This window comes from Citrobacter freundii complex sp. CFNIH9, assembly GCF_002903305.1.
GTDB classification, from domain to species: domain Bacteria; phylum Pseudomonadota; class Gammaproteobacteria; order Enterobacterales; family Enterobacteriaceae; genus Citrobacter; species Citrobacter portucalensis.
In genome coordinates this window covers 3,785,266-3,809,369 of the sequence record NZ_CP026238.1, presented here as the reverse complement: position 1 = coordinate 3,809,369, position 24,104 = coordinate 3,785,266, and the positions used below count along the sequence as shown (strand labels likewise).

The 24,104-nt window shown below is 52.0% G+C and carries 16 protein-coding genes, 1 tRNA gene, 3 rRNA genes and 1 other annotated feature; of the genes, 10 read left to right on the top strand and 10 right to left on the bottom strand.

What is annotated here, in order from left to right; all coding sequences use genetic code 11:
- Positions 1-6 precede the first annotated feature (6 nt).
- Complete coding sequence (gene tyrA / locus C2U43_RS19430; protein WP_003826456.1) at positions 7-1,128, top strand: bifunctional chorismate mutase/prephenate dehydrogenase; 1,122 nt, start codon at positions 7-9, stop codon at positions 1,126-1,128.
- Positions 1,129-1,224: 96 nt separating this feature from the next.
- Here tyrA and pheA read toward each other — a convergent pair whose 3' ends face one another.
- The 4 genes from pheA to bamD all read right to left on the bottom strand — a co-directional run bounded on the left by pheA (position 1,225) and on the right by bamD (position 3,981).
- Complete coding sequence (gene pheA / locus C2U43_RS19425; protein ID WP_103285657.1) at positions 1,225-2,385, bottom strand: bifunctional chorismate mutase/prephenate dehydratase; 1,161 nt, start codon at positions 2,383-2,385, stop codon at positions 1,225-1,227.
- Between the two features lie 22 nt (positions 2,386-2,407).
- Positions 2,408-2,533 (bottom strand) — a sequence feature (Phe leader region).
- Positions 2,485-2,532, bottom strand: a complete 48-nt coding sequence (pheL, locus tag C2U43_RS19420; protein ID WP_100250063.1) for a pheA operon leader peptide PheL — start codon at positions 2,530-2,532, stop codon at positions 2,485-2,487. (Overlaps the previous feature by 48 nt.)
- Before the next feature lie 102 nt (positions 2,534-2,635).
- Positions 2,636-2,974 carry a ribosome-associated translation inhibitor RaiA gene (gene raiA / locus C2U43_RS19415; RefSeq protein WP_003031244.1) on the bottom strand — a complete coding sequence of 113 codons (339 nt, stop codon included), beginning with the start codon at positions 2,972-2,974 and terminating at the stop codon, positions 2,636-2,638.
- A gap of 269 nt (positions 2,975-3,243) precedes the next feature.
- Positions 3,244-3,981, bottom strand: a complete 738-nt coding sequence (gene bamD, locus C2U43_RS19410) for an outer membrane protein assembly factor BamD (protein ID WP_003826460.1) — start codon at positions 3,979-3,981, stop codon at positions 3,244-3,246.
- A 131-nt stretch (positions 3,982-4,112) separates the two neighbouring features.
- Here bamD and rluD point away from each other — a divergent pair, with 131 nt between their 5' ends.
- The 8 genes from rluD (at position 4,113) to C2U43_RS19365 (ending at position 16,060) form a co-directional block, all read left to right on the top strand.
- Positions 4,113-5,093: a 23S rRNA pseudouridine(1911/1915/1917) synthase RluD gene (gene rluD, locus C2U43_RS19405; protein ID WP_103015414.1), complete on the top strand. Its 981-nt coding sequence runs from the start codon at positions 4,113-4,115 to the stop codon at positions 5,091-5,093.
- Positions 5,090-5,821 (top strand): purine nucleoside phosphorylase YfiH, encoded by a 732-nt coding sequence (yfiH, locus tag C2U43_RS19400; RefSeq protein ID WP_008785512.1) that lies wholly within the window; start codon positions 5,090-5,092, stop codon positions 5,819-5,821. Before rluD ends, yfiH begins: the two co-directional genes overlap by 4 nt.
- Before the next feature lie 129 nt (positions 5,822-5,950).
- Positions 5,951-8,524: an ATP-dependent chaperone ClpB gene (clpB, locus tag C2U43_RS19395; RefSeq protein ID WP_103285656.1), complete on the top strand. Its 2,574-nt coding sequence runs from the start codon at positions 5,951-5,953 to the stop codon at positions 8,522-8,524.
- A gap of 443 nt (positions 8,525-8,967) precedes the next feature.
- Positions 8,968-10,509 (top strand): 16S ribosomal RNA (locus C2U43_RS19385).
- Positions 10,510-10,594: 85 nt separating this feature from the next.
- Positions 10,595-10,670: transfer RNA gene (locus C2U43_RS19380), tRNA-Glu, on the top strand.
- 221 nt (positions 10,671-10,891) lie between these two features.
- A 23S ribosomal RNA gene (locus C2U43_RS19375) occupies positions 10,892-13,799 on the top strand.
- Between the two features lie 97 nt (positions 13,800-13,896).
- A 5S ribosomal RNA gene (gene rrf / locus C2U43_RS19370) occupies positions 13,897-14,012 on the top strand.
- The 16S, 23S and 5S rRNA genes sit together here with 1 tRNA gene alongside, the layout of an rRNA operon.
- Positions 14,013-14,761: 749 nt before the next feature.
- Positions 14,762-16,060, top strand: a complete 1,299-nt coding sequence (locus tag C2U43_RS19365) for an MFS transporter (RefSeq protein WP_103285654.1) — start codon at positions 14,762-14,764, stop codon at positions 16,058-16,060.
- Here C2U43_RS19365 and C2U43_RS19360 read toward each other — a convergent pair.
- From C2U43_RS19360 to trxC, 5 genes are all read right to left on the bottom strand, one after another.
- Positions 16,057-16,392 carry a YfiM family lipoprotein gene (locus C2U43_RS19360; RefSeq protein ID WP_008785509.1) on the bottom strand — a complete coding sequence of 112 codons (336 nt, stop codon included), beginning with the start codon at positions 16,390-16,392 and terminating at the stop codon, positions 16,057-16,059. The genes C2U43_RS19365 and C2U43_RS19360 overlap by 4 nt on opposite strands.
- A gap of 32 nt (positions 16,393-16,424) precedes the next feature.
- Positions 16,425-17,780, bottom strand: coding sequence for a CDP-diacylglycerol--serine O-phosphatidyltransferase (gene pssA / locus C2U43_RS19355; RefSeq protein WP_003835350.1), 1,356 nt, complete (start codon positions 17,778-17,780; stop codon positions 16,425-16,427).
- 114 nt (positions 17,781-17,894) lie between these two features.
- Positions 17,895-20,555, bottom strand: coding sequence for a bifunctional acetate--CoA ligase family protein/GNAT family N-acetyltransferase (locus C2U43_RS19350; protein ID WP_103285653.1), 2,661 nt, complete (start codon positions 20,553-20,555; stop codon positions 17,895-17,897).
- Positions 20,556-20,591: 36 nt separating this feature from the next.
- Positions 20,592-21,290, bottom strand: coding sequence for a tRNA-uridine aminocarboxypropyltransferase (gene tapT / locus C2U43_RS19345; protein WP_003835347.1), 699 nt, complete (start codon positions 21,288-21,290; stop codon positions 20,592-20,594).
- A 69-nt stretch (positions 21,291-21,359) separates the two neighbouring features.
- Positions 21,360-21,779 carry a thioredoxin TrxC gene (trxC, locus tag C2U43_RS19340; protein WP_103285652.1) on the bottom strand — a complete coding sequence of 140 codons (420 nt, stop codon included), beginning with the start codon at positions 21,777-21,779 and terminating at the stop codon, positions 21,360-21,362.
- 207 nt (positions 21,780-21,986) lie between these two features.
- Between trxC and C2U43_RS19330 the strand changes: the two genes are divergently transcribed.
- The gene (locus tag C2U43_RS19330; protein ID WP_103285651.1) at positions 21,987-23,066 is read left to right on the top strand and encodes a tRNA/rRNA methyltransferase; all 1,080 of its coding nucleotides are present in this window, start codon (positions 21,987-21,989) and stop codon (positions 23,064-23,066) included.
- Between the two features lie 33 nt (positions 23,067-23,099).
- Here C2U43_RS19330 and ung read toward each other — a convergent pair whose 3' ends face one another.
- Positions 23,100-23,789, bottom strand: coding sequence for a uracil-DNA glycosylase (ung, locus tag C2U43_RS19325; protein WP_060683405.1), 690 nt, complete (start codon positions 23,787-23,789; stop codon positions 23,100-23,102).
- Positions 23,790-24,104 lie beyond the last annotated feature (315 nt).

Here is a 24,104-nt window from a genome sequence, read left to right as displayed (position 1 = left end):
TTGGTTATGGTTGCTGAATTGACCGCATTACGCGATCAAATTGATGAAGTCGACAAGGCGTTGCTGGATTTACTGGCACGCCGCCTGGAGCTGGTTGCCGAAGTAGGTGAAGTAAAAAGCCGCTTTGGGCTGCCGATCTACGTGCCGGAACGGGAAGCCTCTATGCTGGCCTCTCGCCGGGCGGAAGCGGAAGCCCTTGGCGTGCCGCCGGACCTGATTGAAGATGTGCTACGCCGCGTTATGCGTGAGTCCTACTCCAGTGAGAACGACAAAGGGTTTAAAACGCTTTGTCCTTCTCTGCGGCCGGTGGTGATTGTCGGCGGCGGCGGTCAGATGGGGCGTCTGTTCGAAAAAATGCTCACCCTGTCAGGTTACCAGGTGCGGATCCTGGAACAGCAGGACTGGGATCGCGCGCCGGAGATCGTCTCTGATGCTGGCATGGTGATCGTCAGTGTGCCGATCCACGTCACCGAGCAGGTGATCGCCAAACTACCGCGTCTGCCGTCTGACTGCATTCTGGTGGATCTGGCTTCGGTGAAAAATGGTCCTTTGCAGGCGATGCTGGCTGCACATGATGGCCCGGTGGTGGGGTTACACCCAATGTTTGGTCCGGACAGCGGCAGTCTGGCCAAGCAGGTCGTCGTTTGGTGTGACGGACGTCAGCCGGAAGCTTATCAGTGGTTTCTGGAACAGATTCAGGTGTGGGGTGCGCGACTGCATCGGATCAGCGCCGTTGAACATGACCAGAACATGGCGTTTATTCAGGCACTGCGTCACTTTGCGACCTTTGCTTACGGTCTGCATTTAGCGGAAGAGAACGTTCAACTGGAGCAGCTGCTGGCGCTCTCTTCGCCGATTTACCGGCTTGAGCTGGCGATGGTTGGCCGTCTGTTTGCCCAGGATCCGCAGCTCTATGCCGATATTATTATGTCGTCTGAGAGCAACCTTGCGCTGATTAAACGCTACTACCAACGTTTTGGCGAGGCGATCGGTTTACTGGAGCAGGGCGATAAGCAAGCGTTTATCGACAGTTTCCGTAAGGTGGAGCATTGGTTTGGCGATTATGCGAAACGCTTCCAGAGTGAAAGCCGTACTTTGTTACGCCAGGCGAATGATAGCCGTCCTTAATTAAGATGCCGGATGGCGGCTTCGCCTTATCCGGCCTTCAAAAATCGTATGAACCGTAGGCCGGATAAGCGTAGCGCCATCCGGCATTGCCAAACGTTAGCTCGGATCGACTGGCACCACGTTCTCACTTGGATAGCATCCCAGTACTTTCATCGAACGCGTAATCTCACCCAGCTCTTTCAATGCTTTTTGCATCTGGGGCGACTCCAGGTTGGCCTGGATATCAAGATAAAACATCTCTTCCCACGGATTGCCGTGAATCGGGCGTGACTCCAGTTTAGTCATAATCAGATTATGGTTACGCAGTACCAGCAGCGCCTCAACCAGCGCACCGGCTTGTTGCCCCGTCGCCATCAACAGGGTTGTTTTTGCCGGAACCTGATCGGAAACATTGATTGCTTTGCGTGCCAGCACCACGAAGCGGGTGATGTTTTGCGACTGGTTAGCCTCAATATGCTCGAGAACCTGCAATCCATACAGTACGCCTCCGGCTTCGCTCCCCAGGGCCGCCACACGCGGTGAGTTAGCCTGCGCAACTTTTTCCATCGCCGCAGAGGTGCTTTCAGTGTACTCAATCTTCCAGTGCGGGTAGTGATTCAGGAACTTGCTGCACTGCTGGAACGGCTGCGGATGGCTATATACCGTTTCAATGGTCTCAAGATCCGTCGTGCCAGACACCAGTACACAGTGGTCTATCGTAATGGTCATCTCGCCAACGATAGACAGGCTGGTGTGCTGCAGCAGGTCGTAAACGTCGTTAATCCCACCGGAGCTGGTGTTTTCAATCGGTACCACAGCATAGTCAGCCTGTCCGGTTTCGACCTGATTAAAGATATCGGCAAATTTTGCGCAGCCGCTTTCAATAAATTGTTCAAAATGGCGGGCAGCGTATTGACGTGCTGCGAGGTGAGAATATGACCCTTTTGGCCCAAGGAAGGCCACGCGCGCGGAGTGTGGGTTAATTTTGTTCAGGTGCTGCTGGAGCAGTGCCTGTTGAGTCAGGACGGAGTCTTCGATTATGAGCTGGAACAGGCGAGTAATGTAGTGAGCATCAAGATGATGTGCTTTGCCAAGCTGAATGAGTCGGTCCAAAAGGTCACGTTCACGGTCGATATCACGAACCGGACGATGCGAAAGCAGTTTGGCTTTACCAACTTCTACGGCCAGTCCACGTCGCTCAGCCAGCAGGGCCAGTAATTTTTCATCCAGCGTGCTGATCTTATCGCGCAGCGCCAGCAATGGGTTTTCCGATGTCATAGTGTTGCCTTTCTTGTTATCAATAAAAAAGGCCTCCCGTTGTGGGAGGCCTTATTGTTCGTCTTCGCATTCTTTATCACACGACGAAACGCCTCCCATTCAGGGGAAGGTAAAAAAGAATGCGAAGAAGAACGGGACAAGTTTCATGTAATTTTCCTTTGGCTACGTCAGTAAAGTACCCGTACTGTTTTCACCCTGTCAACAAAAAACGCGCCCGAAGGCGCGTTGGCGATACACTCAATGTAAGGGACTACTCTTCTTCTGCTTCGACGAAGTTGGCGTCTTTGACTGAAGTTGTTGCACGACGGGCTTCGCCTTTGTGCTGCACTTTATTGAGCTGCCGTTCCAGCTTGTTGATCAAATCGTTAATTGCTGTGTACATATCCTCGTGTTTTGCGCTGGCGACCAGATGTCCGTTCGGTGTATTGATGGTGGCATCAGCAATGAAACCCTGTGGCTCCTTAGACAGAATGATATGTGGATTAATCAGATGAGTTTGCCATTTTTCTAGTTTGGCGAGACGGTCTGCGACATGCTGGCGAATTGCCGGAGTAATTTCCATTTGTTTACTGGTAATGTTCATTGTCATAAATTTTACCTCTTGTCTTTCCCGTCTTGGTGATTCCAGCATACCGTTCCTAATGTCAAAATGTGTGATACGAATCACATTATTTTGTCGCTTTTTGTCAAGAAAACCTTTTTGTGAGGCACCGCAGGAACAGGCGATTTTTTACTTGAGGAATACCTGAAAGCAGGCCATATTTGATGGGATGCGTCGGAGCTAAACCGCTTCAGTTGAGGCGTTAACGGATAAAAAAACGGCAGCCCTTGGGCTGCCGTTTTGCATTCTGAGGCAAATCAGGTATTGCTGCTGTTGGCGGCAATGATTTTCGCGACTTTTTCAGCCTGCGCATTCATCTGCATCTGGCGATAAGCGTTTTCCATCAACGGCAGGGCATTACGTGTTGCCTGAGTATCCGGGTAGTCGCGCAGCATGCCTTCCACACGGTTTACCACGGCAACCCATGCGCCGCGGGCAGTGTAGTATTCTGCAACGGAGTATTCATACTTCGCCAGGCGGTCTTTCAGGAACACCAGACGTTTGGTGGCGTCAGTGGTGTACTGGCTATTCGGATACCCACGCACCAGTTTGGAAAAGTCATTAAACGCAGCTCGGGCATGTTGCGGATCGCGATCGCTACGATCAACACCAAAGAATCCTTGCAGTGCGCTATCATCCAACGCCATATTGGTCAGGCCACGCATATACATGACATAATCAATGTTAGGGTGTGTCGGGTTAAGACGGATAAAACGATCGATGGCAGCCTGAGCAAGTGGCAGATCGGCGTTTTTGTAGTAGGCGTAGATGAGATCTAATTGCACCTGCTGAGAATACGGTCCAAATGGATAACGGTTATCCAACGCTTCCAATTGCGTTATTGCCTGTTTCCAGTTACCGTCCTGCAGCTTTTGCTGAGCAGTCGCGTAGATTTCATTTGGCGGATTATCGGGCACCTCTTCCTTTGAACCAGAGCAACCCGCCAAAAACAGGCTCAACGTGGCTGCTGCCACCAGATATTTCATGCGCGTCATGACGTTTTGACTTTCCTCAAAATGTAATACGGGAGATTCTCTGTTCCTGCTCCCGGTTAAGACCAGCTACAATAGCACACTATATTAAACGGCAAAGCCGTAAAACCCAACGTTAAACGAAGAAGCAGTTTATGGCACAACGAGTAGAACTCACCGCAACAGTCTCCGAAAATCAGCTCGGTCAACGCTTAGATCAGGCTTTGGCCGAATTGTTCCCTGATTATTCGCGATCGCGCATAAAAGAATGGATCCTCGACCAGCGCGTACTGGTAAATGGCCAACTTTGCGATAAACCGAAAGAAAAAGTGTTGGGTGGAGAGCGTGTCTCCATCAATGCAGAAATTGATGAAGAGGTTCGTTTTGAACCTCAGGATATCCCACTGGATATCGTTTATGAAGATGACGACATTCTTGTCATCAACAAACCCCGTGACCTTGTAGTGCATCCGGGCGCCGGGAATCCCGATGGTACGGTATTGAATGCGTTACTGCATTACTACCCGCCAATCGCGGATGTTCCTCGTGCAGGTATCGTGCACCGTCTGGATAAAGACACGACCGGATTAATGGTGGTGGCAAAAACGGTTCCGGCGCAAACACGTTTGGTGGAGTCGTTGCAGCTGCGCGAAATTACCCGTGAGTACGAAGCCGTGGCAATTGGCCACATGACTGCTGGCGGAACCGTTGAGGAACCGATTAGCCGTCACCCGACCAAGCGTACGCACATGGCGGTACACCCAATGGGGAAACCGGCGGTAACGCACTATCGCATTATGGAACACTTCCGTGTGCACACGCGTCTGCGGTTGCGTCTGGAAACCGGACGTACGCACCAGATCCGCGTGCACATGGCACATATCACTCATCCGCTGGTGGGCGATCAGGTTTACGGCGGTCGTCCACGTCCACCGAAAGGCGCTTCTGACGAATTTATCTCCGTACTGCGTAAGTTCGACCGTCAAGCGCTGCACGCGACCATGCTGCGTTTGTATCACCCGATTTCCGGTATCGAAATGGAATGGCATGCGCCGATCCCACAAGATATGGTGCAGTTGATTGAAGTGATGCGCGCTGATTTCGAAGAACATAAGGATGATATTGCCTGGCTATGAGTAAGCTAATTGTCCCGCAGTGGCCGATACCGCAAGGTGTCGCGGCGTGTAGTTCTACCCGTATTGGCGGAGTCAGTATGCCGCCTTACGATTCGCTGAATCTGGGCGCCCATTGCGGCGATAACCCGGAGCATGTTGAAGAGAACCGCAAACGACTGTTTGCTGCGGGCAATCTGCCGTCAAAGCCAGTCTGGCTGGAGCAGGTCCACGGTAAGGATGTCCTGAAACTGACCGGCGAGCCTTACGCCTGCAAACGCGCAGATGCGTCGTACAGCAACACGCCGGGCACCGTGTGTGCGGTGATGACCGCTGATTGTTTGCCGGTGTTGTTTTGCAATCGTGCCGGAACGGAAGTTGCTGCGGCCCATGCGGGTTGGCGCGGATTATGCGCCGGCGTGCTGGAAGAGACGGTGGCGTGTTTTGCCGACAAACCTGAAAACATTATTGCCTGGCTAGGCCCGGCGATAGGTCCAAACGCGTTTGAAGTTGGACCAGAAGTCCGCGAGGCGTTCATGACGAAAGATCCGCAAGCGGACCTTGCATTTGTACCGCGCGGCGATAAGTATCTGGCGGATATCTACCAGCTTGCGCGCCAGCGTCTTTCCAGTGTCGGAGTCGAGAACATCCACGGCGGCGACCGTTGCACCTTCAGCGAAAGTGAGACGTTCTTCTCTTATCGTCGCGACAATACCACGGGTCGTATGGCAAGTTTTATTTGGCTGATATAACCTAAAGAATCAAGACGATCCGGTACGTGTAATTTTCTTTTCACATAATTCAGGTCATTCACCTTGAATAATTGAGGGATGACCTCATTTAATCTCCAGTAGCAATTTTGACCTGTTATGGGAGGAGTTATGCGTCTGGATCGTCTTACTAATAAATTCCAGCTTGCTCTTGCCGATGCCCAGTCACTCGCATTGGGGCACGACAATCAATTCATCGAACCACTTCATCTAATGAGCGCCTTGCTGAATCAGGAAGGGGGATCGGTACGTCCTTTATTAACGTCTGCTGGCATTAATGCTGGCCAGTTACGTACAGCCATTGACCAGGCGTTGAGCCGTTTGCCACAGGTAGAAGGTACCGGTGGCGATGTGCAGCCTTCTCAGGAACTGGTGCGTGTACTGAATCTTTGCGACAAGCTGGCGCAAAAACGTGGGGACAACTTTATTTCGTCAGAACTGTTCGTTCTGGCGGCGCTTGAGTCACGCGGTAAGCTGACCGACTTATTAAAATCAGCAGGCGCGACGACCGCCAATATCACTCAGGCAATTGAACAAATGCGTGGAGGTGAAAGCGTGAATGACCAGGGGGCTGAAGACCAACGTCAGGCCTTGAAAAAATATACCGTCGATCTGACTGAACGTGCCGAACAGGGCAAACTCGATCCGGTCATCGGCCGTGATGAAGAAATTCGCCGTACCATTCAGGTGCTGCAACGTCGTACTAAAAATAACCCGGTGTTAATCGGTGAACCCGGTGTCGGTAAAACCGCCATCGTTGAAGGGCTGGCCCAACGCATCATCAATGGTGAAGTGCCGGAAGGCTTAAAAGGCCGTCGTGTACTGGCGCTGGATATGGGCGCGCTGGTGGCTGGGGCCAAATATCGTGGTGAGTTCGAAGAACGTTTAAAAGGTGTGCTGAACGATCTCTCGAAACAGGAAGGCAACGTCATTCTGTTTATCGACGAATTGCATACCATGGTTGGGGCGGGTAAAGCCGATGGCGCAATGGACGCCGGGAACATGCTGAAACCAGCACTGGCTCGCGGGGAACTGCACTGCGTAGGCGCAACAACGCTTGATGAGTATCGCCAGTACATCGAAAAAGATGCGGCGCTGGAACGTCGTTTCCAGAAAGTGTTTGTGGCTGAACCTTCAGTGGAAGACACCATCGCAATCTTGCGTGGCCTGAAAGAACGTTATGAACTGCACCATCATGTGCAGATTACTGACCCGGCGATTGTTGCGGCTGCTACGCTGTCTCATCGCTATATTGCCGATCGTCAGTTGCCGGATAAAGCTATCGACCTTATTGACGAAGCGGCATCCAGCATTCGTATGCAGATTGACTCCAAGCCGGAGGAACTCGACAGACTCGACCGCCGTATTATCCAGCTCAAACTGGAACAGCAGGCATTAATGAAAGAGTCTGATGAGGCAAGTAAAAAACGTCTCGATATGCTCAACGAAGAGCTGGACGACAAAGAACGCCAGTATTCTGAGTTAGAGGAAGAGTGGAAAGCTGAAAAAGCTTCCCTCTCGGGAACGCAAACTATCAAGGCTGAGCTGGAGCAGGCAAAAATCGCCATCGAACAGGCGCGCCGCGTTGGCGACCTGGCGCGGATGTCTGAACTGCAGTACGGCAAAATTCCTGAACTGGAAAAACAGCTGGAAGCAGCCACCCAGTCTGAAGGCAAAACCATGCGTCTGCTGCGTAATAAAGTTACGGATGCGGAAATTGCTGAGGTACTGGCGCGCTGGACGGGGATCCCTGTTGCTCGCATGCTGGAAGGCGAACGAGAAAAACTGTTGCGTATGGAGCAGGAGCTGCACAGCCGCGTGATTGGTCAGAACGAAGCGGTGGAAGCCGTTTCTAATGCCATTCGTCGTAGCCGCGCGGGCTTGTCCGATCCGAATCGTCCGATTGGTTCATTCCTGTTCCTTGGTCCAACCGGTGTCGGTAAAACCGAACTGTGCAAAGCGCTGGCAAACTTTATGTTCGACAGTGACGATGCAATGGTGCGTATCGATATGTCCGAGTTTATGGAGAAACACTCCGTGTCTCGTTTGGTCGGGGCACCTCCGGGATATGTCGGTTATGAAGAAGGTGGGTATCTGACGGAAGCAGTACGTCGTCGTCCTTACTCCGTCATCTTGTTGGATGAAGTGGAGAAAGCGCATCCGGATGTGTTCAACATTCTGCTGCAGGTGCTTGATGATGGTCGTCTGACTGACGGACAGGGGAGAACGGTCGACTTCCGTAATACGGTTGTCATCATGACCTCGAACCTGGGGTCCGATCTGATCCAGGAACGCTTCGGTGAGTTGGATTACGGTCACATGAAAGATATGGTGCTGGGCGTCGTGAGCCATAACTTCCGCCCGGAATTCATCAACCGTATAGATGAGGTTGTCGTATTCCATCCGCTGGGTGAGCAGCACATTGCTTCTATTGCTCAGATCCAGTTGCAGCGTCTGTACAAACGTCTGGAAGAGCGTGGCTATGAAATACATATTTCTGACGAGGCGCTTAAACTGCTGAGCGCGAATGGTTACGATCCGGTGTATGGCGCGCGTCCATTGAAACGTGCTATCCAGCAGCAGATCGAAAACCCGCTGGCGCAGCAAATTCTGTCTGGTGAACTGATTCCAGGCAAAACGATTCGTCTGGAAGTGAATGACGATCGTATAGTGGCAGTGCAGTAAGTCACAAAACAACAATAAACGGGCCCTGCGGGGCTCGTTTTTGTTTAAAATCCAGGCAGAAATGGATGTGTTGATTGAAAAGTAATCACTTGATAAGTTTTTTATATTTTTAACTTGTCAGCCTGAAATAACTCCCTATAATGCGCCTCCACTGACACGGAACAACGGATTACAAGCCGCCGGGTCAGCGGAGTTCCATTGAGAACTCCGGCGAAGAAAGCGAAATTAAATGCTTGACTTCGTAGCGGGATGGCGTAATATGCACACCCCGCACCGCTGAGAAAAAGCGAAGCGGCACTGCTCTTTAACAATTTATCAGACAATCTGTGTGGGCACTCGAAGATACGGATTCTTAATGTCGCAAGACGAAAAATGAATACCAAGTCTCAACGAGTGAACACGTAATTCATTACGAAGTTTAATTCATTGAGCATCAAACTTTTAAATTGAAGAGTTTGATCATGGCTCAGATTGAACGCTGGCGGCAGGCCTAACACATGCAAGTCGAACGGTAGCACAGAGGAGCTTGCTCCTTGGGTGACGAGTGGCGGACGGGTGAGTAATGTCTGGGAAACTGCCCGATGGAGGGGGATAACTACTGGAAACGGTAGCTAATACCGCATAACGTCGCAAGACCAAAGAGGGGGACCTTCGGGCCTCTTGCCATCGGATGTGCCCAGATGGGATTAGCTAGTAGGTGGGGTAACGGCTCACCTAGGCGACGATCCCTAGCTGGTCTGAGAGGATGACCAGCCACACTGGAACTGAGACACGGTCCAGACTCCTACGGGAGGCAGCAGTGGGGAATATTGCACAATGGGCGCAAGCCTGATGCAGCCATGCCGCGTGTATGAAGAAGGCCTTCGGGTTGTAAAGTACTTTCAGCGAGGAGGAAGGTGTTGTGGTTAATAACCGCAGCAATTGACGTTACTCGCAGAAGAAGCACCGGCTAACTCCGTGCCAGCAGCCGCGGTAATACGGAGGGTGCAAGCGTTAATCGGAATTACTGGGCGTAAAGCGCACGCAGGCGGTCTGTCAAGTCGGATGTGAAATCCCCGGGCTCAACCTGGGAACTGCATCCGAAACTGGCAGGCTAGAGTCTTGTAGAGGGGGGTAGAATTCCAGGTGTAGCGGTGAAATGCGTAGAGATCTGGAGGAATACCGGTGGCGAAGGCGGCCCCCTGGACAAAGACTGACGCTCAGGTGCGAAAGCGTGGGGAGCAAACAGGATTAGATACCCTGGTAGTCCACGCCGTAAACGATGTCGACTTGGAGGTTGTGCCCTTGAGGCGTGGCTTCCGGAGCTAACGCGTTAAGTCGACCGCCTGGGGAGTACGGCCGCAAGGTTAAAACTCAAATGAATTGACGGGGGCCCGCACAAGCGGTGGAGCATGTGGTTTAATTCGATGCAACGCGAAGAACCTTACCTACTCTTGACATCCAGAGAACTTAGCAGAGATGCTTTGGTGCCTTCGGGAACTCTGAGACAGGTGCTGCATGGCTGTCGTCAGCTCGTGTTGTGAAATGTTGGGTTAAGTCCCGCAACGAGCGCAACCCTTATCCTTTGTTGCCAGCGGTTAGGCCGGGAACTCAAAGGAGACTGCCAGTGATAAACTGGAGGAAGGTGGGGATGACGTCAAGTCATCATGGCCCTTACGAGTAGGGCTACACACGTGCTACAATGGCATATACAAAGAGAAGCGACCTCGCGAGAGCAAGCGGACCTCATAAAGTATGTCGTAGTCCGGATTGGAGTCTGCAACTCGACTCCATGAAGTCGGAATCGCTAGTAATCGTGGATCAGAATGCCACGGTGAATACGTTCCCGGGCCTTGTACACACCGCCCGTCACACCATGGGAGTGGGTTGCAAAAGAAGTAGGTAGCTTAACCTTCGGGAGGGCGCTTACCACTTTGTGATTCATGACTGGGGTGAAGTCGTAACAAGGTAACCGTAGGGGAACCTGCGGTTGGATCACCTCCTTACCTTAAAGAACCTGCCTTTGTAGTGCTCACACAGATTGTCTGATGAAAAGTAAATAGCAAGGCGTCTTGCGATTGAGACTTCAGTGTCCCCTTCGTCTAGAGGCCCAGGACACCGCCCTTTCACGGCGGTAACAGGGGTTCGAATCCCCTAGGGGACGCCACTTGCTGGTATGTGTGAGTGAAAGTCGCCGACCGAAGTATCTCAAAACTGACTTTCGAGTCACGTTTGAGATATTTGCTCTTTAAAAATCTGGATCAAGCTGAAAATTGAAACGACACACTGTTTCATTTCTCCGTAATAAGAAATGAAAAATGGTGTGTTCGAGTCTCTCAAATTTTTGCAAGTCGATGATGAATCGAAAGAAACATCTTCGGGTTGTGAGGTTAAGCGACTAAGCGTACACGGTGGATGCCCTGGCAGTCAGAGGCGATGAAGGACGTGCTAATCTGCGATAAGCGTCGGTAAGGTGATATGAACCGTTATAACCGGCGATTTCCGAATGGGGAAACCCAGTGTGATTCGTCACACTATCATTACGTGAATACATAGCGTAATGAAGCGAACCGGGGGAACTGAAACATCTAAGTACCCCGAGGAAAAGAAATCAACCGAGATTCCCCCAGTAGCGGCGAGCGAACGGGGAGCAGCCCAGAGTCTGAATCAGCATGTGTGTTAGTGGAAGCGTCTGGAAAGTCGCACGATACAGGGTGAAAGTCCCGTACACAAAAGTGCATATGTTGTGAACTCGAAGAGTAGGGCGGGACACGTGGTATCCTGTCTGAATATGGGGGGACCATCCTCCAAGGCTAAATACTCCTGACTGACCGATAGTGAACCAGTACCGTGAGGGAAAGGCGAAAAGAACCCCGGCGAGGGGAGTGAAAAAGAACCTGAAACCGTGTACGTACAAGCAGTGGGAGCATCCTTCGGGGTGTGACTGCGTACCTTTTGTATAATGGGTCAGCGACTTATATTCTGTAGCAAGGTTAACCGAATAGGGGAGCCGAAGGGAAACCGAGTCTTAACTGGGCGTTAAGTTGCAGGGTATAGACCCGAAACCCGGTGATCTAGCCATGGGCAGGTTGAAGGTTGGGTAACACTAACTGGAGGACCGAACCGACTAATGTTGAAAAATTAGCGGATGACTTGTGGCTGGGGGTGAAAGGCCAATCAAACCGGGAGATAGCTGGTTCTCCCCGAAAGCTATTTAGGTAGCGCCTCGTGAATTCATCTTCGGGGGTAGAGCACTGTTTCGGCTAGGGGGTCATCCCGACTTACCAACCCGATGCAAACTGCGAATACCGAAGAATGTTATCACGGGAGACACACGGCGGGTGCTAACGTCCGTCGTGAAGAGGGAAACAACCCAGACCGCCAGCTAAGGTCCCAAAGTCATGGTTAAGTGGGAAACGATGTGGGAAGGCACAGACAGCCAGGATGTTGGCTTAGAAGCAGCCATCATTTAAAGAAAGCGTAATAGCTCACTGGTCGAGTCGGCCTGCGCGGAAGATGTAACGGGGCTAAACCATGCACCGAAGCTGCGGCAGCGACACTATGTGTTGTTGGGTAGGGGAGCGTTCTGTAAGCCGTTGAAGGTGTACTGTGAGGTATGCTGGAGGTATCAGAAGTGCGAATGCTGACATAAGTAACGATAATGCGGGTGAAAAACCCGCACGCCGGAAGACCAAGGGTTCCTGTCCAACGTTAATCGGGGCAGGGTGAGTCGACCCCTAAGGCGAGGCCGAAAGGCGTAGTCGATGGGAAACAGGTTAATATTCCTGTACTTGGTGTTACTGCGAAGGGGGGACGGAGAAGGCTATGTTAGCCGGGCGACGGTTGTCCCGGTTTAAGCATGTAGGCGGAGGTTCCAGGTAAATCCGGTACCTTATTAACGCTGAGGTGTGATGACGAGGCACTACGGTGCTGAAGTAACAAATGCCCTGCTTCCAGGAAAAGCCTCTAAGCATCAGGTAACACGAAATCGTACCCCAAACCGACACAGGTGGTCAGGTAGAGAATACCAAGGCGCTTGAGAGAACTCGGGTGAAGGAACTAGGCAAAATGGTGCCGTAACTTCGGGAGAAGGCACGCTGATATGTAGGTGAAGTGGTTTACCCATGGAGCTGAAATCAGTCGAAGATACCAGCTGGCTGCAACTGTTTATTAAAAACACAGCACTGTGCAAACACGAAAGTGGACGTATACGGTGTGACGCCTGCCCGGTGCCGGAAGGTTAATTGATGGGGTTATCCGTAAGGAGAAGCTCTTGATCGAAGCCCCGGTAAACGGCGGCCGTAACTATAACGGTCCTAAGGTAGCGAAATTCCTTGTCGGGTAAGTTCCGACCTGCACGAATGGCGTAATGATGGCCAGGCTGTCTCCACCCGAGACTCAGTGAAATTGAACTCGCTGTGAAGATGCAGTGTACCCGCGGCAAGACGGAAAGACCCCGTGAACCTTTACTATAGCTTGACACTGAACACTGGTCCTTGATGTGTAGGATAGGTGGGAGGCTTTGAAGTGTGGACGCCAGTCTGCATGGAGCCATCCTTGAAATACCACCCTTTAATGGCTGGTGTTCTAACGTAGACCCGTAATCCGGGTTGCGGACAGTGTCTGGTGGGTAGTTTGACTGGGGCGGTCTCCTCCTAAAGAGTAACGGAGGAGCACGAAGGTTAGCTAATCCTGGTCGGACATCAGGAGGTTAGTGCAAAGGCATAAGCTAGCTTGACTGCGAGAGTGACGGCTCGAGCAGGTGCGAAAGCAGGTCTTAGTGATCCGGTGGTTCTGAATGGAAGGGCCATCGCTCAACGGATAAAAGGTACTCCGGGGATAACAGGCTGATACCGCCCAAGAGTTCATATCGACGGCGGTGTTTGGCACCTCGATGTCGGCTCATCACATCCTGGGGCTGAAGTAGGTCCCAAGGGTATGGCTGTTCGCCATTTAAAGTGGTACGCGAGCTGGGTTTAGAACGTCGTGAGACAGTTCGGTCCCTATCTGCCGTGGGCGCTGGAGAATTGAGGGGGGCTGCTCCTAGTACGAGAGGACCGGAGTGGACGCATCACTGGTGTTCGGGTTGTCATGCCAATGGCATTGCCCGGTAGCTAAATGCGGAAGAGATAAGTGCTGAAAGCATCTAAGCACGAAACTTGCCCCAAGATGAGTTCTCCCTGACTCCTTGAGAGTCCTGAAGGAACGTTGAAGACGACGACGTTGATAGGTCGGGTGTGTAAGTGTAGCGATACATTGAGCTAACCGATACTAATGAACCGTGAGGCTTAACCTTACAACGCCGAAGATGTTTTGGCGAAGAGACATCGACATTCAGCTTGATTACAGATGACATCGACATGCCCGGGAGGTGTGTTGATAAACAGAATTTGCCTGGCGGCTGTAGCGCGGTGGTCCCACCTGACCCCATGCCGAACTCAGAAGTGAAACGCCGTAGCGCCGATGGTAGTGTGGGGTCTCCCCATGCGAGAGTAGGGAACTGCCAGGCATCAAATAAAAGCGAAAGGCTCAGTCGAAAGACTGGGCCTTTTGTTTTATCTGTTGTCTGTCGGTGAGCGCTCTCCTGAGGAGGACAAATCCGCCGGGAGCGGATTTGAACGTTGCGCAGCAACGGCCCGGAGGGTGGCGGGCAGGACGCCCGCCATAAACTGCCAGGCATCAAATAAAGTGAAGAAGCCCATCCTGACGGATGGGCTTTTTTGCGTCTGTGTGGAATGAAAACCGCCGGATGCGGCGTGCCGCCTTATCCGGCCTACAGAGGCAGGGCTGAATGTATTTTGTAGGCCTGATAAGCGCAGCGCATCAGGCAACACGGCGGTACATTGCCGGATGCGGCGTGCCGCCTTATCCGGCCTACAGGGGCTGGGCTGAACGTATTTTGTAGGCCTGATAAGCGCAGCGCATCAGGCAACGCGGCGGTACATTGCCGGATGTGGCGTACCGCCTTATCCGGCCTACAGGGGCTGGGCTGAACGTATTTTGTAGGCCTGATAAGCGCAGCGCATCAGGCAACGCGGCGGTACATTGCCGGATACGGCGTAACAGCCTTAATCGACCACTGTCTCGATCTACTACACGGATCTCTCCCTCGAACATATCTGAATCCTTTCTCTGCTAATTAAAATCGTGATCTTTACCGCACAATAAGATATAACAATTATATAACATTTTATTCACTAAAAAACACACAACCATCATTGATAAATTCACGCGATCGTTGGCAGGGGTACAATTCTAATGGCTGATAGTAGTGTAACTGAGAACGGGGCGCTGGCAGACGGCGATACCCGTCGTCGTATATGGGCGATTGTCGGAGCATCATCAGGGAATCTGGTCGAATGGTTTGATTTCTATATCTATTCATTCTGCTCTCTTTATTTTGCTCATATCTTTTTTCCATCAGGAAATACCACCACACAACTCTTACAAACCGCTGGCGTTTTTGCCGCTGGCTTCTTGATGCGACCAATTGGAGGCTGGCTGTTTGGCCGTATCGCGGATAAGCATGGGCGTAAAAAGTCCATGTTGCTGTCCGTTTGTATGATGTGCATGGGATCGTTGGTGATCGCTTGTCTACCGGGATATGAAACTATCGGTACCTGGGCGCCTGCGCTATTACTGCTGGCAAGGCTATTCCAGGGGTTATCTGTCGGTGGTGAATACGGAACCAGCGCGACCTATATGAGTGAAGTCGCCGTTGAAGGTAAGAAAGGTTTTTATGCTTCATTCCAGTACGTAACGTTAATCGGCGGACAGTTACTGGCATTACTGGTTGTGGTCATATTACAGCACACGTTAGAAGACTCAGCGCTCAGAGAGTGGGGTTGGCGTATTCCATTTGCGTTGGGCGCCGTGCTGGCTATTGTTGCGCTATGGCTGCGTCGCCAACTGGATGAAACCTCGAAACAGGATGTTCGCGCGCTGAAAGAAGCGGGTTCCCTGAAAGGTCTGTGGCGTAATCGCAAAGCTTTTGTCATGGTGCTTAGTTTTACCGCCGCGGGATCATTGTGTTTTTATACGTTCACAACCTATATGCAGAAGTACCTGGTTAATACAGCAGGTATGCATGCCAACGTAGCCAGTGGGATTATGACGGCGGCACTGTGTGTGTTCATGCTGGTACAACCGCTGTTCGGCGCCTTGTCAGATAAAATTGGCCGGCGTACTTCAATGCTGTGTTTTGGCGCGTTGGCCGCGATTTTCACCGTTCCCATTCTGACAGCATTGCAAAGCGTAACATCCCCGTATATGGCGTTTGCTCTGGTGATGTGTGCTCTGTTAATCGTCAGTTTCTATACGTCAATTAGCGGTATTCTGAAGGCCGAAATGTTCCCGGCACAGGTACGCGCTCTTGGGGTCGGCTTATCTTATGCGGTGGCCAATGCGCTGTTTGGCGGTTCAGCCGAATATGTCGCGTTGTCCCTGAAGTCTGTCGGTATGGAAACGACATTCTTCTGGTACGTCACTGCGCTGGCAGTAGTTGCGTTTTTAGTATCGCTAATGCTGCATGGGAAAGGGAAAGGTCTGCGCCTCTAGTAATGTGCCAGTTGCCAGACCGCATAGCCGGTAGATGCGCCTGCAACATCCCAGGCGAAGTCCTTCCAGCTCCAGCCGCTCCCTGCGGGACGGCTGTCCCATAGCTCTTTTGACGCACCTAGGCTGACTGAGAACATCAGGCCGATAGCCGCACTGCGATCGCGGCTGTTGCCCTGATGTTGGGCATATTCATTGCCGGCTGCGGCAAGCATGGCGGAGGCGATGAAGTGTTGAGCTTTGTCTTGCCCGCTCCACTGGTCGTTAGCCATATGGCTGCAGCCCGAAATGGCAAGGACACTGGTAAGAATGAACAGGCGCACCGTTACCTCCATATGAAAAACCCCGTCACTGGACGGGGTCTTGATTACAGAATACGGCTAATTAATCTGTCGATACGAATACGGCGTAGTCGACGGATGAGCTTACGCACTTTGACTGGATAGTCAGCAATGCTTTGCAGGTCGCGATAGTGCTTAACGACGGTAGTATGCGTACGGATAAGCTCCAGCTCTTTATCGCGCTGAGGGGTGAGCTCTTGCTTAGGATCGTGGATAAGGATGGCGTTTTCCAGATCCAGACGCCAGGCACGAGGGTTAAGGTTGTTGCCGGTGAGCAGCATCCATTTATCATCAACCCACATACCTTTCAGATGATAGGTATTGTCATCATCTTTCCATAAGCGTACGACCAGCTGGTCGGTATTCACGTAATACTGCAATCTGCTCAAGAAACGGCGCAGATTTATTTCATACAGATAAGGCAGCGCACCGATGATCTTGAATGGCTCATCTTCCGGGATGAAAAAGTCGTTGGCGGTTTTATCACCGACAATGATTTCAACCTTTTTCCCTTCACGCAGCAGTTGAATGATATTGCGCACCAGTATGGCGGGAAGGTTGAAATAAGGGGTACAGATTGTAAGCTTGTGCTCCGCGCAGGGCATAAGATGGAAAATGGTCTTATTTAACAGACTGGATTTCCCAAGGCCTACCAGAGGCGTAACCGAAAGCTGTTCGTTATCAGCATCACCCTGAAAATGGAATGACGCATCGCGCAGTTCCTGACGGTACAGGCGGATGTCGTTTTTAATTTCTGGGCTTTTAGGGCGGTTGATATCATCAAGACGGTTAACGCCGCGACCGTTCATCAGGTTTTGCGTCACCCAATCGAACATGATATCGGCCATTTGCGCGTTGCGAATCAACTGATAACGGTCATAGCGATATTTATCATGCTGATGCAGGTAAACATCGTTCAGACTGGCCCCGCTGTACAGGACGCTGTCATCAATGATAAAGCCTTTGAAATGCAGGACGCCAAGCGCTTCACGGGTGTTAATCGGAACGCCATAGACAGGAATATCGATACCAGGGTTTTCTTGCGCCATTCGGCAATACCAGTCAGCATTGGTATTGGATGCCGCAGCCCCAATACGACCGCGCTGGGCTCGGTGCCAGTCGACAAGCACCCGGACATCCAGTTCAGGACGCTGCCGTTTTGCCGCATAGAGAGCGTCAAGTATGCCTTTACCACCGTCATCCTGTTCCAGGTACAGCGCAATAATGCAGATCCGTCGCGTCGCGCTGGCTATTTTTTCCAGCAGAGTCTCCCTGAAATTAGCGGGAGCATAAAAGAAATCTACATCATCAACTGACTGAGAAATCTTGGGTAGTTGGGCAAGGTGTTGTTGATGTTTATTACGCTTAAATTTTGACAACATCACAGTGCATTTCTTCTCTGTTCATTGAAGGGTCCTCTGTGCTATGCAGACGACATAAGCGGGCAATGATACCACCAGTACCCATTAATGTGGTCAACATTTCCAGTACCTTACTCACGATTCCTCACATTGGGCCAGATCAAGCGTTAGCCCAACAATTCCCTCTTCGAGCTGGACGTCAACAACAAACCCGAGTTTTCGGGCCAGGGCGACCATCCCACGATTGTTCGGCATCGTAATACCATTCAAACGTATAAGTCCGTGATCTCGAGTATAGGCAATTAATTTTTCCATCAATCGGCGACCCAGTCCAAGCCCTTTGAGATCGGAACGAACCAGTACGGCAAACTCAGCGTCTACGTTATCAGGATCCGAGATTGCTCGCGTTACGCCGAGGATCTCTTCGTGATTATCTTTACAACGCACCGCAACAAAGGCCATTTCCCGATCGTAGTCGATCTGCGTCATATTGGCTAAATCTTCGTGGGTAAATTCGTTGATCTCACTGAAATAGCGATAATAAAGATCTTCTTTTGTCACCTGAGAAATGAACTGCTGAAGATGAGGTTCATCCTCCGGCAAAATGGGGCGGAACAGACAGCGCTCGCCGTTCTTCAACTCCACCCACTCTTCAAGTTGATGAGGGTAGGGACGTACAGCCAGTCTGCTTTCGTTATCTCCCGTGAAAGGGGCAATATCCAGCGTAACGTCCAGCGCGGTAAATTCTCCGGCCGAGGCCAGCAGCGGATGAATATCCAGACGCTGAATTTCCGGGCAATCGACGATCAGGTTGGAGACCTGCACCAGAAGTTGGCTCAACCCGGCGATATCCAATGGGCGCAGTGCGCTGCGCGCGCGGATCTTTTTATTTTTGATCCCCTGGATCACCAGATAACGCGCCAGATTCATGTTCAATGGCGGCAATGCCACCACGGCTTGCTCTTCCGGTCGCCATTCAACACCACCTTCACCCAGCATAATCAACGGGCCAAATACCGGGTCGTGTTCAACGACGACGCGAAGTTCCTGAGCGCCGGCGCGATTCGCCATACTTTGCACTAATAAGCCGTGAATGCGTGCCTGCGGCCAGGCCATTTTTACCCGATCGAAAATTGCATTGGCGGCCTGTTGCACTTCAGTGGCTGTACGCAGGTAGAGCATCACCCCCTGAACTTCTGATTTATGCGGAATATCAGGAGAACGCAGCTTGAGCGCCACCGGGTAGCCGATTTGCTCCGCGATGTGTACGGCTTCCGCGCTGTCGCTGGCGATCCACGTTGGCAGCGTGTGTAAGCCATAAGCCTGTAAAATCGGCTGCACTTCATGGGTATCAAGAGATGTCGCTCCTTCAACAATCGCACGCTGTAACAGATTATGCGCTTCGGCGGTGTTGGAGGTCAGGCTGTCAGGCAGCGCAGGCGTTTCTCGTAGCTGCTTCTGGTTTCGCCGATACTCCACCATATGCATAAATGCGGTGATGGTACCTTCCGGCGTGCGGTAGGTGGGCAGTCCGGCTTCGCTAAACAGTCTGCGGGCTTCCTGAGAGGAAAACTCTCCGCACCAGTTGGTCAGCAACGAGACGAATTTTCCTCGGGGGTGATGCTTTACCGCTTCAATCAATGCCAGTGCGCTTTCGGTTCCGGGAGCGGCTGCACTGGGTGAATGAATCACCATCAACGCGTCGAAATCCTGGCTGGCGAGCAAAATATCCAGCGTCTTAACGTAGTGTTCGCTGCTGGCGTCATCACGCAGATCCAGCGGGTTGGCGATATCAACATGTTCAGGCAATGCATCGCGTAATTTCTGGCAGGTGTCTTCACTCAACGTCGCCAACTTGCCATTTTTTGACCACAGTTCATCTAATGCTAGTGCGGCAGGCGCGGCCCCATTGCTGATGATCATCAGCCTGTCGCCACGTAGTGGACGCATGTGGCTCAGGGTTTCGACCGCCGAAAACAGCTCGTGAGTGTCTTGCACGCGTAATAAACCGGCACGCTGAATAGCGGCATCCCACGCAGGGTCCATCCCGGCGCTGGTATGCAGTAAACGCTGCGCCGCTGGACTACGACCGCTCTTAATCACCAAAATAGGTTTATTGCGCGAGGCGCTGCGGGCGGCGGAAACAAAGCGTCGGGCATCACTTAAATGCTCGAGATACAGCAATATCGCGCTGGTTTTGCTGTCGCGCGCCAGGTAATCCAGCAGCTCATCAACGTCGATATCCAGGCTATCACCCAGCGCGATAAAGTAAGAAAAGCCCATTTCTCTCTGCTGTGCCCAGTCGAGTATGGTGTTGGATACGGCAGCGGATTGAGAGATAAAAGCCAGCTTGCCGCGCTTAATCGGGACGGGGGAAAAGCTGGCGTTAAGCCCTTGCCAGGGCGCGAGAAGTCCCAGGCTGTTGGGGCCCAGCAAACGTATGTTGTAGCGTGATGCGCAGGCCAGCAGCTCTGCGTGCTGCGCCGCGGGAGCTGAGAGAATAATGCAGGTTTTACAGCCTTTCTCGCCAAGCGCTTCGAGTAACGCAAGGTTACGGCTGGCATTGGTGCACAACACGGCGAGATCCGGGCTAAAGGGCAGGCTGTTGATATTGGGCCATGCCAGTACGCCCAGCACCGCTTTCCATGCGGGCGTCACCGGTAAAACAGGCCCATTGAAACCGCCGGCAAGCAGGTTACGCATCATCAGGTAACCCGCGCGATTAGGCTTCATTGACGCCCCAATCACCGCAATGGATTTCGGTCGCAGTAGTGCTTCCAGACCACGCTGACTCATATCGGCTTCCTTAATGACACCAGTGACCGAATGATTTTAAACGTTTTCTGATGAATCTGCTGTGACGCTTCCCTGATGTTGAGTTTTTCCTGCCAGGTAGCGGGTTTTAAAGCGAGTGAAATGATCGCTTAACCCTTCTGCGGCTTGCGTATCTCCCGCCAGATCCAACAAGGCGATGGCCACTTCAGCAGTGCAATATTGCCCTTCAGCGTGAACGCCACGCAGGTGGTAAGCAGAAAGGCGTGATAAATCAACGGAGATCACCGGTAGGTTATCGAGGTACGGGCTTTTGCGGAACATTTTACGCGCCTCAGGCCAGGTACCGTCGAGCATGATAAACAATGGTGGCTTACCGGCTGGTGGCGTGAAAATCACTTCACGCTCTTCACCCGCATAGGAGGCCGGGAATACAACCATCGGCTGGTAATCCGGATTTTTCACCAGTTCCAGCAGCGCCTGCGGCGGCTCGGTGCGTGACCACTGAAAAGCCGTGGTATCGGGCAGAATATCAGCAATCAAACGCCCCGTGTTGCTGGGCTTCATCGGCTCGGTATCAAACATCACCAGACAAAAGCGACTTTTTGCCTCAGAGGGTGCCAGCGTTGCGCACAAGCAGAGTTTCTGCGGCAGCAGGCAGCGCTGACAGCGGCGAACGCGATTACCTCGGGCAAGGAAAGGACGCGTGGCGCGCGCGAGGCGCTCTGCGCGTAACTGAAGAACAGCGTTATCGGTCATGGGGAAACACGTTGAAAAACGCTATTGTCGCAGAGGTGAAAACGGGGCACAAGATGCGCCCCGTAGAGATTATAATGATTCGTTAAGCCAGCTATCAAATGGGGCTTTTGGTACAGCGCCGTTAAGCATGTCGACAATTTCCCCTTTTTTGAAAATCATAATGGTCGGAATACTGCGGATACCGAAACGGGCGCTGAGTTCACGCTCGGTTTCCGTATTCACTTTAACAAAACGCACTTTACCGCTACGCTCTTCCGCGACATCTTCAAAAATCGGGGCGAAGTTACGACATGGACCACACCAGGGGGCCCAAAAGTCAACGACCACCGGGAGATCGTCTTTTAACAGTTTATCCAGTGTCTCACCGGTCGCATTGATCACCTCCCCATCAAACAGGTCGTGACCACAGCGTCCGCATTTAGCCGCTTCCTGGACACGATCGTCGGGGATGCGGTTGATAGCCTGGCAGCTGGTACAAACGGTATTCATAACTAACCTCTGGATGAGTGGAGTGGACTTCACGGCAGGAACGCCAGTATGTTTCTATTATGTTACATATTATCGGGGAGTCTGTTCTAAACAACAATGCGTTTTATTCAATGAGTACAATAGTCCTTAGCTTTTAAATGAAATAATGGCTAACGACGTGCACATCGGGTAATCTGCGCGCTTCGCGCAGAGCAGGTGGAGAAAAACATGAGCGACGAACTGAAGAACAAAAACGGCAAGGTCAAAGTGATGTACGTCCGCAGTGACGATGACTCGGATAAACGCACCCAAAATCCACGTACCGGAAAAGGCGGCGGTCGCCCCGGTACTTCCCGAGCCGAAGGCGGTCGTCGCCCTGCCCGTGATGACCGAAAGGGTCCGAACAGCGAACGCGGTCGTGAACGTGGTCGTGACCGCGATGTAGAACGTGACCGCAGACGTGAAGATTCACCGTGGCGTACCGTGTCCCGCGCACCGAATGATGACGCTGCGGATAAAGCCGATCACGGCGGTATTAGCGGTAAGAGCTTTATCGATCCTGAAGTATTACGCCGTCAGCGTGCGGAAGAAACCCGCGTTTACGGTGAGAATGCCTGTCAGGCTCTGTTCCAGAGTCGTCCGGACGCCATCGTCCGCGCCTGGTTTGTTCAGAGCGTAACCCCGCGCTTTAAAGAAGCATTACGCTGGATGGCGGCAAACCGAAAAGCCTATCACGTGGTTGACGAAGCCGAGCTGGCGAAAGCCTCTGGCACAGAACACCACGGTGGCGTCTGTTTCCTGATCAAAAAACGTAACGGTACTACCGTTAAGCAGTGGGTCGGTCAGGCAGGGGCGCAAGATTGCGTGCTGGCACTGGAAGATATCGCTAACCCGCATAACCTGGGCGGCATGATGCGTAGCTGCGCGCACTTCGGTGTGAAAGGCGTAGTGGTTCAGGATGCGGCGCTGCTGGAATCAGGTGCGGCCATCCGTACCGCTGAAGGTGGTGCAGAGCACGTTCAGCCGATTACCGGCGACAGCATTGTTGATGTGCTGGACGACTTCCGCCATGCGGGTTACACGGTTGTGATGACCTCAAGCGCGAAAGGCAAACCGCTGTTTACTACCACGCTGCCGGAAAAAATGGTGCTGGTATTAGGGCGTGAGCGTGAAGCTCTGCCAGAAGCAGCATGCTCAGCCGACGATCTGTGCGTTGCAATTGACGGCACTGGCAAGGTAGAAACGCTCAACGTTTCTGTGGCAACAGGCGTGCTGCTCGCGGAGTGGTGGCGTCAGAACAAAGCCTGATAATAAAAATGCCAGCGAATCGCTGGCATTTTTTTACTCGCTTTCTGCGGGTAATACCGGCATCCAGTCAATTGGCTTTTCACCTCGTTGTTCCAGCCATTCATTCGCCAGTACAAAGTGATTGCAGCCAAAGAAACCGCGATGCGCAGAGAGCGGTGATGGGTGGGGCGCTTTCAACACATGGTGACGCTGCGTATCAATAATCGCGCCTTTCTTCTGTGCGTGAGAACCCCAGAGCAGGAAAACCACGTCTTCCCGATGTTGGTTAATCAGACTGATGACTTTATCGGTAAATGTTTCCCACCCAAGGCTGGCGTGAGAATGTGCCTGGCCGGCGCGGACGGTGAGTACTGTGTTAAGTAACAGTACCCCCTGGCGTGCCCAGCTTTCCAGATATCCGTGCGTTGGGCGCGTGAAGCCTGGAATTGTTGCCTCCAGCTCTTTGTACATATTCAGCAACGAGGGTGGAGTGGCAATACCGGGGCGAACAGAGAACGCGAGACCGTGTGCCTGGCCTGGACCGTGGTAAGGATCCTGACCCAGGATGACGACTTTCACATCACCAAGCTCGGTAAAGCGAAAAGCGTTAAACACATCTTTTTGCGGTGGATAAATTGTCATACCCGATTGACGTTCGCCGGCAACGGTATGCAGCGTGTTAACAAAATAAGGCTGCTGTTTCTCTTCAGCCAGCACATCGTGCCAGGTTAATTCGGTGGCCATCTCGCTCTCCTGCGAATTTTCAATCCCCCTAGCTTAACTGCTTCTTTCGACGTCGCAAAATTCTGTACGTTACTCAATGGTCTACCCCTTAAAGATAGTTGAAAATTTATGTAAAAAGTTTAGCTGCACACATGGCGTAAGTTGATGTAAAACAATAAAATCCACCTATCACCACTTTCCATGTGTGGTTTTTGTTGATTTAAATCAAAGATTCAAGGGTGTGTGAGGGGTATATATACACTCAAGCAACAATGGTTTTACCAATTGGCCGGATGACGGCCAACCGAGATCAAATAATTTTGCCGGGGAGGCATC

Bases quoted from the DNA above. Each gene is read 5' to 3' on its own strand.
- tyrA (WP_003826456.1), top strand. From the start codon at position 7: ATGGTTGCTGAATTGACCGCATTACGCGATCAAATTGATGAAGTCGAC.
- pheA (WP_103285657.1), bottom strand. From the start codon at position 2,385: ATGACATCGGAAAACCCATTGCTGGCGCTGCGCGATAAGATCAGCACG.
- raiA (WP_003031244.1), bottom strand. From the start codon at position 2,974: ATGACAATGAACATTACCAGTAAACAAATGGAAATTACTCCGGCAATT.
- bamD (WP_003826460.1), bottom strand. From the start codon at position 3,981: ATGACGCGCATGAAATATCTGGTGGCAGCAGCCACGTTGAGCCTGTTT.
- rluD (WP_103015414.1), top strand. From the start codon at position 4,113: ATGGCACAACGAGTAGAACTCACCGCAACAGTCTCCGAAAATCAGCTC.
- yfiH (WP_008785512.1), top strand. From the start codon at position 5,090: ATGAGTAAGCTAATTGTCCCGCAGTGGCCGATACCGCAAGGTGTCGCG.
- clpB (WP_103285656.1), top strand. From the start codon at position 5,951: ATGCGTCTGGATCGTCTTACTAATAAATTCCAGCTTGCTCTTGCCGAT.
- C2U43_RS19365 (WP_103285654.1), top strand. From the start codon at position 14,762: ATGGCTGATAGTAGTGTAACTGAGAACGGGGCGCTGGCAGACGGCGAT.
- C2U43_RS19360 (WP_008785509.1), bottom strand. From the start codon at position 16,392: ATGGAGGTAACGGTGCGCCTGTTCATTCTTACCAGTGTCCTTGCCATT.
- pssA (WP_003835350.1), bottom strand. From the start codon at position 17,780: ATGTTGTCAAAATTTAAGCGTAATAAACATCAACAACACCTTGCCCAA.
- C2U43_RS19350 (WP_103285653.1), bottom strand. From the start codon at position 20,555: ATGAGTCAGCGTGGTCTGGAAGCACTACTGCGACCGAAATCCATTGCG.
- tapT (WP_003835347.1), bottom strand. From the start codon at position 21,290: ATGACCGATAACGCTGTTCTTCAGTTACGCGCAGAGCGCCTCGCGCGC.
- trxC (WP_103285652.1), bottom strand. From the start codon at position 21,779: ATGAATACCGTTTGTACCAGCTGCCAGGCTATCAACCGCATCCCCGAC.
- C2U43_RS19330 (WP_103285651.1), top strand. From the start codon at position 21,987: ATGAGCGACGAACTGAAGAACAAAAACGGCAAGGTCAAAGTGATGTAC.
- ung (WP_060683405.1), bottom strand. From the start codon at position 23,789: ATGGCCACCGAATTAACCTGGCACGATGTGCTGGCTGAAGAGAAACAG.